The 14,953-nt window shown below is 74.0% G+C and carries 14 protein-coding genes; 7 read left to right on the top strand and 7 right to left on the bottom strand.

Going from position 1 to position 14,953, the window contains the following annotated elements; translation table 11 throughout:
• The first annotated feature begins 21 nt into the window (after nucleotides 1-21).
• Nucleotides 22-1,251 carry an LLM class flavin-dependent oxidoreductase gene (locus ACZ47G_RS11205; protein WP_465741250.1) on the top strand — a complete coding sequence of 410 codons (1,230 nt, stop codon included), beginning with the start codon at nucleotides 22-24 and terminating at the stop codon, nucleotides 1,249-1,251.
• On the opposite strand, the gene ACZ47G_RS11200 is transcribed toward ACZ47G_RS11205, so the two are convergent.
• A complete protein-coding gene (locus ACZ47G_RS11200; RefSeq protein WP_465741248.1) occupies nucleotides 1,165-2,655 on the bottom strand; it encodes an IucA/IucC family protein in 1,491 nt (496 codons plus the stop codon). The genes ACZ47G_RS11205 and ACZ47G_RS11200 overlap by 87 nt on opposite strands.
• A 74-nt stretch (nucleotides 2,656-2,729) precedes the next feature.
• Between ACZ47G_RS11200 and ACZ47G_RS11195 the strand changes: the two genes are divergently transcribed.
• Nucleotides 2,730-4,268, top strand: a complete 1,539-nt coding sequence (locus ACZ47G_RS11195; RefSeq protein ID WP_465741246.1) for an IucA/IucC family protein — start codon at nucleotides 2,730-2,732, stop codon at nucleotides 4,266-4,268.
• Nucleotides 4,269-4,290: 22 nt separating this feature from the next.
• Here the strand turns inward: ACZ47G_RS11195 and ACZ47G_RS11190 are convergent, their stop codons facing one another.
• Nucleotides 4,291-4,776, bottom strand: coding sequence for an FBP domain-containing protein (locus tag ACZ47G_RS11190; RefSeq protein WP_465741244.1), 486 nt, complete (start codon nucleotides 4,774-4,776; stop codon nucleotides 4,291-4,293).
• A gap of 71 nt (nucleotides 4,777-4,847) precedes the next feature.
• On the opposite strand from ACZ47G_RS11190, the gene ACZ47G_RS11185 reads away from it, so the two are divergent.
• Nucleotides 4,848-5,417, top strand: coding sequence for a TetR/AcrR family transcriptional regulator (locus ACZ47G_RS11185; RefSeq protein WP_380459485.1), 570 nt, complete (start codon nucleotides 4,848-4,850; stop codon nucleotides 5,415-5,417).
• A gap of 27 nt (nucleotides 5,418-5,444) precedes the next feature.
• On the opposite strand, the gene ACZ47G_RS11180 is transcribed toward ACZ47G_RS11185, so the two are convergent.
• Nucleotides 5,445-6,377, bottom strand: coding sequence for a YhjD/YihY/BrkB family envelope integrity protein (locus tag ACZ47G_RS11180; protein ID WP_465741242.1), 933 nt, complete (start codon nucleotides 6,375-6,377; stop codon nucleotides 5,445-5,447).
• 405 nt (nucleotides 6,378-6,782) lie between these two features.
• On the opposite strand from ACZ47G_RS11180, the gene ACZ47G_RS11175 reads away from it, so the two are divergent.
• The 3 genes from ACZ47G_RS11175 (at nucleotide 6,783) to ACZ47G_RS11165 (ending at nucleotide 8,927) form a co-directional block, all read left to right on the top strand.
• A complete protein-coding gene (locus ACZ47G_RS11175) occupies nucleotides 6,783-8,033 on the top strand; it encodes a hypothetical protein (protein ID WP_465741240.1) in 1,251 nt (416 codons plus the stop codon).
• 46 nt (nucleotides 8,034-8,079) lie between these two features.
• Nucleotides 8,080-8,520 (top strand): VOC family protein, encoded by a 441-nt coding sequence (locus tag ACZ47G_RS11170; protein WP_465741238.1) that lies wholly within the window; start codon nucleotides 8,080-8,082, stop codon nucleotides 8,518-8,520.
• A gap of 83 nt (nucleotides 8,521-8,603) precedes the next feature.
• Entirely contained in the window at nucleotides 8,604-8,927 is a 324-nt protein-coding gene (locus ACZ47G_RS11165) for a hypothetical protein (RefSeq protein ID WP_465741236.1), read from the top strand.
• Nucleotides 8,928-9,061: 134 nt separating this feature from the next.
• Here the strand turns inward: ACZ47G_RS11165 and ACZ47G_RS11160 are convergent, their stop codons facing one another.
• Both ACZ47G_RS11160 and ACZ47G_RS11155 read right to left on the bottom strand, forming a co-directional pair.
• Nucleotides 9,062-10,585, bottom strand: a complete 1,524-nt coding sequence (locus ACZ47G_RS11160) for a tyrosinase family protein (protein WP_465741234.1) — start codon at nucleotides 10,583-10,585, stop codon at nucleotides 9,062-9,064.
• Between the two features lie 178 nt (nucleotides 10,586-10,763).
• Nucleotides 10,764-11,501: an SDR family oxidoreductase gene (locus tag ACZ47G_RS11155; RefSeq protein WP_465741232.1), complete on the bottom strand. Its 738-nt coding sequence runs from the start codon at nucleotides 11,499-11,501 to the stop codon at nucleotides 10,764-10,766.
• Nucleotides 11,502-11,627: 126 nt separating this feature from the next.
• Here ACZ47G_RS11155 and ACZ47G_RS11150 point away from each other — a divergent pair, with 126 nt between their 5' ends.
• Nucleotides 11,628-12,200, top strand: a complete 573-nt coding sequence (locus ACZ47G_RS11150) for a TetR/AcrR family transcriptional regulator (RefSeq protein ID WP_465741230.1) — start codon at nucleotides 11,628-11,630, stop codon at nucleotides 12,198-12,200.
• Between the two features lie 36 nt (nucleotides 12,201-12,236).
• Here ACZ47G_RS11150 and ACZ47G_RS11145 read toward each other — a convergent pair whose 3' ends face one another.
• Together ACZ47G_RS11145 and ACZ47G_RS11140 are read right to left on the bottom strand one after the other, a co-directional pair.
• Complete coding sequence (locus tag ACZ47G_RS11145) at nucleotides 12,237-12,977, bottom strand: polysaccharide deacetylase family protein (protein WP_465741228.1); 741 nt, start codon at nucleotides 12,975-12,977, stop codon at nucleotides 12,237-12,239.
• An 8-nt stretch (nucleotides 12,978-12,985) separates the two neighbouring features.
• Entirely contained in the window at nucleotides 12,986-14,845 is a 1,860-nt protein-coding gene (locus tag ACZ47G_RS11140; protein WP_465741226.1) for an MGDG synthase family glycosyltransferase, read from the bottom strand.
• Nucleotides 14,846-14,953: the final 108 nt, after the last annotated feature.

Here is a 14,953-nt window from a genome sequence, read left to right as displayed (position 1 = left end):
ACCCACTCCGGAGCGTCCACGATGAACGTCCACCTGCACTGGTTCCTGCCGACCGGCGGGGACGGCCGAGGCCTGGTCGACCGCCACGTCTACGCCGGCAACTTCGACGACGCCGCGGCGAGCACGACCCCGGGCCGGGCGGCCGAAGCCGTCCGCCGGCCCGACATCGAGTACCTCGCACAGATCGCCAAGGCCGCCGACCGGCTCGGCTTCGAGGCCGTCCTCACCCCGACCGGCACCTGGTGCGAGGACGCCTGGCTCACCACGGCCTTCCTCGCCCACGAGACCCAGCACCTGAAGTTCCTGGTCGCCTTCCGTCCGGGCCTGATCGCACCCACCCTGGCCGCGCAGATGGCGGCCACCTACCAGCGGGCCACCGGGGGCCGCCTGCTGCTCAACGTGGTGACCGGCGGCGACACCGCGGAGCAGGCCCGCTTCGGCGACCACCTGGACCACGACAGCCGCTACGCGCGGACCGACGAGTTCCTCAGCGTGGTGCGCGGCGCGTGGACGGGCACGCCGTACGACTTCGCCGGGAGCCACTACCGGGTGACCGGTGCCCATGTGCCCGTCCCGCCGGCGCCGGCCGTGCCGATCTTCTTCGGCGGCTCCTCGGCGGCCGCCGGACCGGTCGCCGCCAGACACGCCGACGTCTACCTGACCTGGGGCGAACCGCCGGCGCAGGTCAAGGAGAAGATCGACTGGATCCGGGGACTCGCCGAGGCCGAGGGCCGGGAGATCCGGTTCGGCATCCGGCTGCACACCATCTCCCGCGACTCCTCCCGGCACGCCTGGCAGGAGGCCGAACGGCTGCTGGACGACATCGGTGACACCGAGGTCGCGCAGGCCCAGCGCCTGCTGGGGCGCAGCGAGTCGGTCGGCCAGCAGCGGATGCTGGCGCTCCACCGGGGCTCCCGGGACGAGCTGGAGATCCACCCCAACCTCTGGGCCGGAGTCGGCCTGGTCCGCGGCGGCGCGGGCACCGCCCTGGTCGGCAGCCACGAGGAGGTGGCCGACCGGATCGAGGAGTACCACGCCCTCGGCATCGACCACTTCGTCCTCTCCGGCTACCCGCACCTGGAGGAGGCCTACTGGTTCGGCGAAGGAGTACGCCCCGTGCTCCGGGCCCGCGGCCTGGTCGGGCCGCCGCCCGGTGCCGCGGGTTCAGTGGAGCAGGGCCGGGTTGGGGAGGTGGGCCCAGTGGTCGGTGCCGGGGGCCAGCCGCATCAGGGTGAGGGCCTTGGCCGGTAGCGGGTGCGTCAGGAGGGCTTGCAGGTCGGGGGTCGGGGGGAGGTCCCGGGTGGCGGTCCGGAGGAGCGTCCCGAGTGCTGCTTCGCTTCCGGCCAGCGGGCCCAGGGCGCCGGTGAGCAGGCAGCCGAGGACCTTGCGGCGCAGCCGGGTGGGGTCGTCCTCCAGGAGCCGGCCGGTCATCGGTGGGCGGATTCCGTGCCGGGCCAGGCGTACCGGACTCATCCGGATGTCGGCCAGGTCGCGGTAGACCAGTCGCCGGGCGCGGCCGTCCCGGTCGAGGACGGCGAGGAGGTTCTGGCCGTGCGCTTCCAGGGCCACGCCCAGGCCGAGCAGGTCCAGGCAGACGGACACGGCCAGGCGGGCGAACTCGATGATCCGCTCCTGTCGTCGGTCGGGCGGGAGCGGTGCGAAGTACGCGGGGAGTTCCGCCACCGGCACCACCTGTTCCCCCGCTCCGGCGTACTCGTACGGGGACTGCCGCACCATCGCCGCCAGGTCCGGGGTGCCGTCGCCCGCGGCGGCCAGGGTCCGCGCGATGTGCAGCCGGCCGCCGAGGTGGTCCGCGGCCCGGGCGGCGATCTCGGAGGTGGTCAGCGCCTGCTCCACCGAGTAGGCGGAGATGTCGCGCACCGCGGAGGTGAGCTGCACGCTCAGCGCGGTCTTGACGTGGATGCCCCCGCCGAGGTCGAGCGTGCGCAGGGACAGCAGCGGATGGGCGCTCGGGCCGGACCGCAGGGATCGTCCGGTCAGCGTGTGCTCGGCCTGCCAGGGGTGCACCGGGATCAGCGCGAGCGGGCCGTCGCGCAGCTCGGCCGGCCACGGGCCGCGCAGCACGGCGCCGGCCACCGGCGCGAGCCGCAGGGCCACCACGGGCCGGTGCTCCGGCGCGTACGCCAGCTGCTCGGCGGCCGAGAAGCCGGGGCGGGACCGGCAGGCGGGGTGGTAGGGGTGCCCGTCCGGTGACCGCTGCTCCCACTCCCACGGCGCCGCGGGCGGCCCGGCGGGGCGGGGGGCGGTGCGGGAGAGCGCCATCGACGCGACGCTGTGATCGAGTTCGCCGGCGAATCCCCGGCCGCCGGGCACGGCCAGCGCCGTCAGCAGCCGGGCCGGACGGTCGAACCGGCGGCCGTCCAGTTCGACGTGGGCGACGGTCGTCCCGGTGGCCCACGGGTCGCAGGGCGGGCCGTACAGCAGTCGCCCGTCCGCGAGCAGCAGGCCGACCCCGTCCGGGGTGGGAACGCGTTTCTCGATCCAGGGCAGGGGTTCATGGACGAGCCCCCGCCAGAGCCGGGCCAGCACCGCGGCCCGCGCACCGGGCAGCGCGGCGAGGTAGGCGTCGACCAGCTCCGGACGGAGGCCGGCCAGTTCCTCCGCCAGCCTCCGTTCGGCGGCACCATCGGGCATTGCGGGGTCTCCCATCACCAGCGGGCAAGCCGTTGCGGACATCATGAGGGCCGGTTGGGTGGTATTGGTGGCGGATGGATCACTTCGCCCGGGCAGCCGACGCACTGTCCGTCGCTCCGCTGCTCAACTGTCTCCTGCGCGAGGCCGTCGAGCCGGCGGCGAGCACATCCACCGGCCGCACCGTCCACCGGCTGAGTGCCAGCGGCCGGCTGCTCCGGGTGCGGGCCGGCCATCGGCCCTCCTCGCCCGAACTGTGGACCGGTGCGGCCTGGCAGCCGCTGGACCACGCCGAACTGGTCGAGGTCGCCGCCCAGGAGATGCGGGCCGTCACCGGGCACTCCAACCCTGCCCTGGTCGCCGAGGCGACGGCCAGTCGGGCGGCCGTGGAGGCGATCCTGGAAGCCCGCGCCCACACCGGCCCGCCCGATGACCTGTGGCTGCGCTCCGAGGCGGCCCTCGTCGCGGGCCACCCCTGCCACCCGGCCCCCAAGGCCCGCAGCGGCGGCGGCCCGCCCGCCGCCTGGCTGCGCTACGCCCCGGAGGTGTACGCGCGGTTCCCGCTCCTGCTGCTCGGCGTGCGCGCGGACGCGGTGGTCGAGGAGGGCGACACCCGGGCCCTCGCCCGCCTGGGCCAGGCGCCGCCGGGCTACCGCCTGCTGCCCGCCCACCCCTGGCAGTTCGCCCTCACCCACCGCCGGCCCGCCGTACGCGCCGCCTTCGCCGAAGGGCGGCTGATCCGGCTCGGCACCACCCCCTGGCGGGCCCGGGCGACCTCCTCGGTGCGCACCGTCCAGGTGCCCGGGAGCCCCGAGCGGCCCGGATCGGCCGACCTGTTCCTGAAGTTCAGCCTGGAGGTGCAGATCACCAACGACATCCGGCGGATGCGGCGGCACGAACTGCGCCAGGGGCGTCGCACCGACCCGCTGGTCGCGGCCGCCTTCGCGGCCATGGGCGGCCCGGCGGCCTGGTTGGCCGAGCCCGGGTACCGCACGGTCCGCGGCCTCGAGGAGGTCCTTCCGGTCCTGATCCGCGACGGCCTGGACCACCACGTGGTGCCGGGCGCCACCCCGGTCCTGGCGGCCGCGCTCGCCGAGGGCTTCGACGGCAGTCCGCTCGATCGCCTCGCCGATCCGCTGGGGTGGTGGGAGGCCTACCTGGGGCACGTGGTCCCGCCGGTGCTGGAGGCGTACGCGCGGCACGGGGTGGCGGTCGAGTGCCATCTGCAGAACACCCTGATCGCCGTGGACGCGGACGGCCGTCCCGTCCAGGCCGTCTTCCGCGACGCCGAGGGGGCCAGGGTCCTCCCGGAGACGCCCCGCGAGCGGGCCTGGCGGCGGCTGGTGTACTGCCTCGTCGTCAACAACCTCGGTGAGATCGCCGGGGCCCTCGCGCACCGCTACCCCCGGGCGGCGGGCGCGCTGTGGCCGGTCGCACGGCGGGAGTTCGAGCGGTGCGACAAGGAACTCGGCCTCCCGGAGACCGCGGCGCTGCTCTCCGCGGCCACGCTGCCGGGCAAGGCCAACCTGCTCTCCCGCTGGATCGACGCGGACGGCACCGAGCCGCGGTTCGTGGCCGTCCCCAACCCCCTGGCCGCGGCCCGGTGTCTTCCGTAGCGGTTCACGCGGTTCACGCGGTTCACGCGGTGACCTTGGCGACGAAGGCGGCGAGGTTGGCCGTCGTGCGCCGGATCTTCTCCTCGACGGTGAGCGACTCGTGGAGCCGGGTGCCGACCTCGCGCTTGCCGCGGACGTAGAGCGAGCAGGCGAGGTCGGCGCACATGTAGGCGCCGACGGAGTTGCCCTGCTTGCCGGCCTTCCCGGCCAGCGGGGCGACCAGCAGCGAGACGCCCCCGGTGTGGGTGGTCACGCAGAGCGAGCAGATGCTGCGCCGGGCCTGCCAGGAGGCGGCGTTGGAGGAGCGCAGCGCGACGGCCACGGCGCGGCCGTCGACCTCGGCGGCGAGGTAGGCGCGGTCGGGGGCCTGGGGGTCGCGCCAGCCGAGGAAGTCCAGGTCGTCCCAGGGGAGTTCGGTCAGGTCGCGGGGTACGTGCAGCCGCTTCGCCTCACCCTTGCTGCAGTTGACGAAGGCGGCGCGGATCTCTGGTTCGGTCATCGGCTTCATAGGGACCAACGTAAATTACCTAGGAGTATTAGGCAAATGTATAATCAGCCGAGGCGATCGAAGGGAAGCACATGGCACGCGTAGGACTGAACGCGGAACGACTCACCCGGGCGGGTGCGGAGCTGGCCGACGAGGTCGGCTTCGACAAGGTCACCGTCTCGGCGCTGGCACGCCGCTTCGGCGTCAAGGACGCGAGCCTGTACTCCCACGTCCGGAACTCCCAGGACCTCAAGACCAGGATCGCCCTGCTCGCCCTGGAGGAACTCGCCGACCGGGTCGCCGCCGCCCTGGCCGGCCGGGCGGGCAAGGACGCCCTGGCCGCCTTCGCCAACGCCTACCGCGACTACGCCCTCGAACACCCCGGCCGCTACGCCGCCGCTCAGCTCGAACTCGACTACGAGACGGCGCTCAACAGCGCCGCCGTCCGGCACTCCGCGATGACCCGCGCGATCCTGCGCGGCTACGACCTCGCGGAGCCCGACGAGACCGACGCCGTCCGCCTGCTCGGCAGCACCTTCCACGGCTACGTCGCCCTGGAACGGGCGGGGAGCTTCCAGCACACCCCGCGCACCACCGAGCAGACCTGGTCGCGCGTCCTGGACGCCCTCGACGCCCTGCTGCGCAACTGGCCCAAGGCCTGACGGCGGCCCGGCCGCAGGCCGCGCGTCTCACTCCCCGCCCGCCGTCGCGGGCCCGGGGGGCTCCGTGGTCTCCGGGGGCGCTGCGGGCTCGGGGCTCTCCGGAGTGCCCAGCAGCCGGGCCAGCCGGCCCTGGCCGGCCACCACGTACCCGGTGCCGATGGCCAGCGTGACGGCCGTGAACACCACGATGAGCCAGCTGAGCAGGGTGAAGACGAGCCCGAGCGGGCCGAACTGGGTCACGCTGCGGTTCAGCGAGCGGGGGATGTAGAGCCGCGACCCCCAGGCGAGCGCCGTCAGCGCGGCGCCGGTCAGCACGGCACCGGGCAGCAGCGGGAGCCAGGGCACCCGGCCACCGAGCAGCAGGTGGGGCGTCCACCACCAGAGGAGGACGGCCGAGATCAGGTAGAGCGCGATCCCGAGCGCGCCGCCCGCGCCGAAGCCGGACCGCACCTGGCCCTGGACGACCAGGGCGGCGAGCCACACCAGCAGCCAGGCGAGCCACCGCCAGGCCGCCAGCCGCCCGGCCAGATGGGGCAGGTGCCAGCTTCGTTCGCAGAGCCGCTGCAGCACCCGGCTGCAGCTGGTGGCCGCGAGGAGGGTCACCGCGATCCCGATGCCGCCGAAGGCGTCGGTGGTGCTGGTCCCGTTGGCCTGGAGCACCTGTTCGACCTCGGAGAGCGAGGCGCCCTGGAGCCCGAGGACGGTCCGCAGCGAGTCGGAGATGCTGCTGCGCACCTCGTTGGGCATGAAGGCGGCCAGGGCGAAGAGCGCCGGGACGGCGGTCAGGAAGGCCTGCGCCGCGAGGCGGGTGGCGATGTCCAGGACGTGGAGGTGGATCAGCTGCGCCGCCAGCCGGCGTGGGAACGGGGCGTCGCGCAGCGTCGCCGTACGCCCACGCAGCCAGGTGGACCTGGCGCGGATCCAGTGGGCGCGGACGGGCCGACCGCGCTCTTCCGCCACCGCGTCCTCCCTCCGGGGGTTCGTCGGGTTCGTCACCGGCGTGCGCACTCCGGACTCCGTCCCAGGCTGGGCGACGGGCCGGCGGACGGCACCTCGGGCGGACCGCCGTTCGCCGCAACGGGCCACCGTTCGGTGCGACGGGCCACCGTTCGGTGCGACGGACCGGCACCCGGGCGCGTCGAGCCGCCACCGGACCTCGCCCGGACGGCTTCCCCGGGGTGCCGGTCATCGCGCCCTACGGGGCAATGGTGGTCAGCGGTGCCACGGCCGCGCGGAGTACCGGGAGACCCGATGAACGAGCCGTCAGGGCCTCCGCCCCCGCCCGCACCGGGCAAACCGCCGGGTGGCGGCAGCGGCAGCCGGCCGCCCGCACCGGGGCGGATCGTCAGGAGCGCGCTCTCGGCCGTGCTGATCACCGTGGCCTGCGTCCTGGTTCCGGTCTCGCTGCTGGCCGTCTGGGTGCACGACATCGTCCTGGACACCGGCCGGTACGTCGCCACGGTCGCCCCGCTGGCGACGAACCCCGCGATCCAGGGCGCCGCGGTCGACCGGATCACCCACGCGGTGGACGTACGGGTGGACGGCCCGGCGGTCGCCTCCGACCTGGCCGCCTGGCTGCAGTCCCTCGGCCTGCCGCCCAGGGCGGCCACGGCGGTCAAGTCGCTCGGGCCCGGACTCGACCACGCGGTGAACCAGGTCGTCACCGACGCCGCGACCGGGGTCGTGCACAGCGACGCCTTCACCACCGCGTGGACGCAGGCCAACCGGGCCGCCCACACGGCGGTGGTGCGGGTCCTCACCGGCCAGGGCCGGGGCCCGGTGGAGGTCACCGACGGCACGGTCACGCTCGACCTCGGGGCGGTGGTCGACCGGCTGAGGGCGGAACTGGTGGCCGCCGGGCTCTCCCCGGCCGCGAGGATCCCGGACGTGGACAAGCAACTGGTGCTGTTCCAGTCCGACGAACTGGACAAGGTCCGCGGCGGCGCGCACGCCCTCGACGTGGTCGGCAACTGGATGCCCGTCCTCACCGTGCTGCTCGGCGCGACCGGCGTCCTGCTGGCCCGCCGCAGGCGCCGGGCCCTGGTCGCCACGGCCCTCGGTGCGGCCGGCGGCTGCCTGCTGGTGGCCGTCGCCCTGGTGATCGCCCGGCACTACTACCTGGACCACCTGCCGGCCGCCGTGCAGTCCCGGGCCGCGGCGGCGGCGGTCTTCGACGCCCTGCTGCGCTTCCTGCGGTCCGCCCTGGGCACCGGGACCGTCCTGGGTGTGGTGGTGGCGCTGGGCGCCTACCTGTCCGGCCCCGGGCGGCTGCCGGGCGCCACCCGACGCCGGGCGGACCGCGCCGCGGACACCGTCGCCCGCTGGGGCGACGCGCACGGGGTGCGCACCGGACGGGCCGGCACCTGGACCGACGCCGACCGGAACCGCCTCGCCCTCGCGGCCCTGCTGGTCCTGGCCCTGGTGTTCGCGCTGTGGAACCACCCGACGGTGCCGACCGTGCTGCTGCTCGTCCTGGTCCTCCTCGCGGTGCTCGCCGTCCTGGCACTGCTCGCCGCCACCGGACGAGCCGCCGCCGGACGGGCCGGTGCCGGACGGGCCGGTGCCGGACGGGCCGGTGCCGGACGGGCCGGTGCCGGGGACCGGTCCGAGGAGTGACACTACGGCTCAGGAACGGACCGTGCGACGAAGAAGGAGCACTCTCATGACGATTCAGCGGATGGACAACGTCGGCATCGTGGTCGACGACCTGGAGGCAGCCGTCGCCTTCTTCACCGAGCTGGGCATGGAGTTGGAAGGCGAAGCGCAGCTCGAAGGGGCCTGCCCGGAGCAGATGCTCGGCCTGGACGGGGTCCGCAGCGCCATCGCGATGCTGCGCACCCCGGACGGCCACGGAAAGCTGGAACTGACGAAGTTCCACACCCCCGCGGCGGTCACTGCCGGACCGCTCGACCCGCCACCCAACACCCTGGGCCTGCACCGGGTCATGTTCGCCGTCGACGACATCGACGACACCATCGCCCGCCTGCGCCGCCACGGCGCCGAACTCCTCGGCGAGGTGGCGCGGTACGAGAACACCTACCGGCTCTGCAACCTCCGCGGCCCCTCGGGAATCATCGTCGCGCTGGCCGAACGGATCGGCTGACCCGTACGGAGCCGTGGTGCCCGGCGGGGAACGGCGTCGGCCCGGCGCTGGTGCCCGGCGGTGCCGTTCGACAGAATGTTCCGGTGACGAACTGGACCCGGATCTGGACGATGACCCGCACCAACTTCCGCGCGGCCGACCCGGCCCAGCGGTGGACCGCACGTGCGGCCTGGGCGGTGCTGACCGCGACGGCCTGGCTGCTGGTGATGTTCACGACCGTCTTCGGGGCCGAGGTCGCCGGGGTGCCCATGGGTACCGTGACGTGGCTGGCGATCGTCCTCTCGCTGGCGGTCCCCGTCGTTTCGTGGGCCGCCGTCACCTCCGGTCCCGATGAGCGCACCGGGGCACCGGCGTTGACGCTCGTCCTGCTGCTGGCGGCTGCCGTGTTCGTCCTCATCCTCGTCTGACTCGTGCCGGCCCGGTGAGTGGGCCGCCCACGGCAGTTCACCCGGTCGCCCTGAGGTCCAGGGCTCCCGGGTGAACGTGGCGACGACGTGGTGACGACGCGGTGACGTGGGACGGTGACGTGGGACGGTGACGGCTACGCCTCCCCGACCAGCAGCCGTGCGTTGACGGTGGGGTTGCCCGCCTGGGCGAGCGGGAAGGCCGTGCCGATCTCCCCGGCGTGGCCCGGCACGTCGATGCGTACGGACAGTGTCCTGTCGGCGAGTTGGTCCTGCGGCATCCGGAAGTCGAGGTTGACGATGCCGTGTTGCTTGCACGTCTCACAGCGCCGCGGGTCGTCCGGCTGGAAGAAGAACCGCTTGGCGAGCGGCTCGCCGTCGGCGAGCAGGGTCACGATGAACGACCCCGGGATGTTCAGCCGGTCGATCCCCTTCACCCGCACCGAGACCGGATCGCTGCTGCGGAAGGCGAAGGTGCGGGCGGCGTCGATGCTTCCGGTCAGGTTCTCCATGACACCCATGCCGCCCGGGCCGCCCTCCGCGTGGCTGGGGAGGTCCAGCCGGTCGTACGAGATGTCGGTGGCGATCGTCTGGTCGGCGGTGACGGTGAACGGTGGCAGTGAGTTGAGCGGCGGTGTCGTGAGCCAGCTGGGGTCCTGCCCCGCCAGGGTGGTGCGGAAGCCGGCCAGGGTGGTCGCGGTGGCGCGGGTCTGCCAGCTCAGCCAGAGCCGGTCGATGTTGCAGTGGAAGAACCAGAACACCGGGTCGAAGGCGGAGACGGCCTGGTTGCCCATCGTCGGCCCGATCGACCCGTGGCCGCTGTCGTGGGCCTGGATCGAGAAGTCCTGGTAGCCGTTGGTGTTGTACGCACCCCACAGTGACTGGGCCATCGACGTGGTGATGTCGTCCAGGACTCCGAAGTCCTTGACGTTCTTCGTGATGTCGGCGACCGGGTAGCGCTTGGTCGTGTACGGGAAGAAGCCGGTCCTCGGTGGATGCGCGGTGGCGCCGGGGTCGGCCGGCAGGACGTACTTGTCGAACGGCGGGTGCTGCAGGCGGTCCGGCAGCGGCGTCGAGATGTCCCAGTAGGGGAGTGTGACGTCCTGGCAGCCCGGGACGGAGCGCAGCGCGTCCTCGAACTCGATCAGGTACGGGCGGTGCCAGGGGTTGAAGCGGTTCTCGTGGTGCAGGCACCAGGCCTGCGGGAGGCCGTGCTGGCCGGCCAGCGCGAAGTAGCCGTCCGGGGCCGTGGTGTCGCGGGCCATGATGCCGTTGAACGCGGTGGTCAGCAGGGCGAATTCGGCGTCGGTGAGGGTGGTGATGTCCTTGCGCAGCCGGGTCGGTGCCGGTCCGGCCGGGGGCGCGGTCGGGGCCGGCGCGGTACCGAGGGGGTATCCGTTGACGATCCAGTTCTTGAACGTCTGGGAGCGGTTGGCGCTCCACTGCCCCGCCGCGTCCGGGGGCATGTCCGGGTTCGGTGGCGAGGTGTGGGCGAAGATCGCCAGCGCGTTCCTCTTGACCCCGTCGTAGGTGCCGAGATCGATCCCCTTGGCGGCCATGTGGTCGATGTCCTCGGGGCGGAAGTAGGTGCGGATGTCCGCGAGGTACGTCGGCGAGGCGACGATCGGATCGTCGGCCGGGCTGGTCTGGGGCGTGGTCATGGGGCCTCCGCGGGCTCGGGTCAGGGGGGTCGGTCGTACAAGGATCTTTTGCGGTTGTGAGTATGTGGTACGGCAAAAGTTCGCTCTGCGATCGACACGTGCCCGTGCCCGGAGGAGCGCCGTGCCGGGCCTCTTTCCACCCGGGAGGCGGCTTTCGCGTGGCGCCGGCTCGCTGTGTTCAGGCTTGCGCGGCGGGGCGGACGACGATCTCGCTGACGTCGATGCCGTCGGGCTGTTCGATGGCGTAGCCGATGGCGGAGGCGATCGCCGACGGCGGCATGGCGATCTCGTCCCGCTGCCGGGTCAGCGCGGCCGCGACTTCGGGGCCGGCTCCCTTGCCGATGCCTTCGGTGTTGGTGAAGCCGGGGGAGACGAGGGTGACGCGCAGGTCGGGCCCCGATTCCTGGCGCAGGCCCTCGGTGAGCACCTTCACCGCCGTCTTGGTGGCCGCGTAGACCGCCTGGGGGGATTTGACGACGTAGGCCGCGGTGGAGGCGACATTGACGAAGTGTCCGGAGCGCTGCTGCCGGAAGACGGGCAGTGCGGCCCCGATGCCGTTCAGCAGGCCGGTGATGTGGGTGGCGACCATGGCGTCCCAGTCGTCCTGGCGCAGCTCGTCGAACGGCGAGACGGCCATGGTGCCCGCGTTGGAGATCAGGACGTCGAGCCGGCCGAAGCGGTCGATGCTCGCGTCGGTCAGGCGCTTCAGGTCCTCGCGGCGCGTGACGTCGACGACGACTCCGACGGCCGAGCCGCCCTGTGCGGTGATCCGGTCCACCACCGCGGTCAAGCGGTCCTCCCGCCGGGCGCCGAGCACCAGGTGGGCCCCCCGTTCGGCGAGATGGATCGCGGTTGCCTCGCCGATGCCGCTGCTGGCGCCGGTGAGCGCGATCACCTTGCCCTTGATGCCTGTCATGGAGAGTCCTCGGTGAGGTGCGTGAGGCCGGTAGAGTGAAACCGGGGGCGCCCCCAGTTGACCTCAGGCTAAGTGGGCGCGCCTCCGCTTAGCAAGCGGGAGTTTCGAGAAGGGACGGCCGGCACCATGGCCGAAGGAACGCAGCGGCCGTTGCGAGCTGACGCGCGGCGCAACCGGGAGAAGATCCTCGCGGTGGCGGCACGGGAGTTCGCGACGGAGGGGCTCGGCGTCCACCTGGAGCGCATCGCCAAGGAGGCGGGGGTGGGCAGCGCCACGCTGTACCGCAACTTCCCCACCCGTGAAGCGCTGGTCGAGGCGGTGTACCGCAACGAGGTGGCCCAGCTGTGCGACGCGGCCCCCGCGCTGCTGGCGGCGAGACCGCCCTTCGACGCCCTGCGTGCCTGGGCCCGCCTCTTCCTGGACTACGTGGCCACCAAGTACGGCATGATCGACGCCCTGCGGGCCATCGCCGCGACGGGGAACAACCCGTACGGTCACAGCCGGGACATGATCCGGGCAGCCCTGACCGCCCTCATGGATGCCTGCGTGGCCGCCGGCGCGATCCGCACCGACATCAGCCCCACCGACATCGGCGTCGCGCTCGAAGGCATCGCCCTCACCTCGGCGAGCCCCGAACGGCGCGAGCAGGCGGAGCGCCTGCTCGATCTCATCCTGGACGGCCTGACGATCCGGCCGTGACGGCCGGCGGGAGGTGAAGCCGGAGCCGCCCGGCACTCAACGGGCGGTGCGGCCGGTGACGCCGTGCTCGCGCAGCGGGCCGACCTGCCAACCCCGGGCGGCGCAGTGGTCCAGGAGCTGCGGCAGGGCGCCGAGGGCGGAGCGCCAGGCGGCGGGAGCGGAAGTGCAGTCGGAGTCGTGCAGCAGAACCGTGCCGCCGCCGTACAGGTCGGCGGTGACGGTGCGGTGGACGGTGTCGGGGGTGGCGCGGCTGGTCCAGTCCTCGCCCCAGCTCGTCCACAGCACCGGGGTGAGGCCGAGGCGGCGGGCGGACAGGTGGGCGGCGGCGCTCATCACGCCGTAAGGGGGCCGGAACCACTGCGGCGCGGTGCCGCTGAGCTCGGCGACGGTGTCCCGGGCCCGGCGCAGGTCCTGGTGGGTGGCGCGGGGGCCGCGCAGCAGCAGCGGGCGGTGTGCCCAGCCGTGCACGGAGATCTCGTGGCCGGCGTCGGCGATCTCCCGCACCAGAGACGGCGACCTCTCGGCCATCGAGCCGAGCAGGAAGAAGGTGGCCCGTACGTCGTACTTCTGCAGCAGGGTCAGGAAGTAGGGCGTGGAGTACCGGTCCGGGCCGTCGTCGAAGGTGAGGGCGACGTGGTCGGGGCGGCCGGTTCCGGCGAGGCGGGGCAGCAGCCGGTTGCGCAGCGGCCCGTAGGTGGAGAGCACGGGGGCCGCGTGGACGGCGGTGGTGGCGGCTGCGGCGGTGGCGCCGAGGCGCAGGAGGGTGCGGGGCTTCATGTCTGGCCTCAGGAAAGGACGGTGAGCGCGCCGAGGCGCGGCGGCCGGTGGGAGGTGAGCAGGCGCTTCAGGGTGTCGGCGAGGTCCGCCGGGTGGGCCTTGCCGCATTCGAGCAGGACGATCTGGCCGGGCTTCAGCTCGGGGGTGGTGGGGCTGCCGCAGGTGATCCGGGCGTCGGGGACGACCAGGTGCTCGTGGTGGTAGGCGGCTAGGCCGAGGTCCAGCGCGTCCAGGTGGCGGCTGGAGAGGAAGAAGTCGCTGGCCGCGCCGGTGGCCGAGCGCAGGGCGGTGGCGCCGGCGTCCAGGGAGCTGCGGCCGGTGACGATGCCGGTCTCGTACGGCGGGCCGTAGCCGGCGTTGACCAGGGTGAGCCCGGCTCCGGCGAGGCTGCGGACCTCGGCGGGGTCGTCGGCGGCCTGGGCGGTGTCGACGGCGACGGCGGCGCCTGCGGCCGACAGTGCTTTGACGGTGACCGGGGGGAGGGGCTCGCCGACCGGCGGGTGCACCACGAGGAAGGTCCGGCCGGTGTGTTCGGCGTCGACGGTGTCCAAGTCGCCGTAGGCGACGGCGAGTTGGGTGCCGCCGGTGGCCAGCCAGACGGCCGCGGTGAGGGCGGCGAGGGCGACGCCCAGCCGGCGGACGGGGCGGCGCGCGGCGGGCACGGGGGCGGGTGCGGTGGCTGGTGCGATGGCGGGCGCGGTGGTGGCGGCCGGGGCGGCGGAGGCCACGGCCGCGACCGCCTCCGCCGGGCCGGCGGCCTCGCGGTGCAGGGCCAGTCCGGCGGCCCGGTGGCGGCGGCCGGTGGGGCCGTCGACCATCGAGCGGAGGACGGGTTCGAGGTCGGCCGGGTCCTCGATCCAGGGGGCGAGGCCGGCCTGGTCGAGGGCCTCGGCGTTGGTCCGGCCGTGGCCGGGTATGCAGCGGTAGCTGATGGTCGGCAGCCCGCAGGCGAAGGCCTCCAGCGAGGTCAGGCCCCCGGCGTTCTGCACCAGCACGTCGCAGGCGTGCATCAGGCCGAGGACGTCGTCGACCCAGCCGAAGACGTGCTCGATGCCGTCCGCCCGCAACTGCGCCGCGAGCGCCCGGTTCTTCCCGCAGACCACCACCGGTACGGCCGCCCCGGTGTCGCGGACCTCGGCGGCCACCGTCGCGACCTCGCCGACGCCCCAGGAGCCGGCCACCAGCAGCGCCAGCGGCACGTCCGTCGGCAGGCCGAAGCGCTGCCGGGCGGCCGTGCGCTGGGCGGCGGTGGCCGGGGTGAACCGCGGGTCGACCACCGGCCCGGCGACCACCACCCGCTCGGCGCCGTGCTCCCGGGCCTGCCCGGCGGGGATGGAGTGGGCCGCCAGGTGCAGGTCGGCGCCGGGCGCCACCCAGAGCGGATGGACCGAGAAGTCGGTCAGATAGACGGCGGCCGGCACCGCCAGCCGCCCCTGGCGGCGCAGCCGGCCGAGCACCTGCCCGGCGATCGGGTAAGTGGCCACCACCGCGCGGGTGTCCGCCGGGAGCGCGCGCAGCAGCCGGCGGTGGGTGCTGCGCTGGGCCAGTCGGATCAGCGGGCCCGGGCGCCCGGCGTGCTCGGTGCTGGAGTAGATCCGCTGGTAGGCGGCCGGGGCGATGGTGAGCAGCAGCCGGTAACCGCTGGAGACCAGCCGCCCGAGTCCGCCGGGGACCAGGTCCAGGAAGTCATGGCGGTCCACCTCGAAGCCCAGGCCGCCCAGCCGCAGCGCGAGTTGGGCCGCGGCTCCGTCGTGTCCGGCGCCCACGCTCGCGGACACGATGACGATGCGCCCGGCGGCGGGGCCGGACGGGCTGGACGGGTCGGCGTGGTGCGCCGACGCCTCGTGGAGGTGCGGGAGTTGCGACACGGTCGGCCGATCCTCTGGCGATGACGGGGCAGGAGTGGGCGGGTTGCCGGGGCGAGCGGGCCGTGGCGGTGCCACGCCCGGGGGCGCGGGATCGATGAGCTCGGTCAC

The sequence above is a fragment of the Kitasatospora sp. NPDC030952 genome (assembly GCF_055571335.1).
Note: the sequence above shows the minus strand (reverse complement) of the source record. Positions and strands in the feature narration are given on the sequence as shown.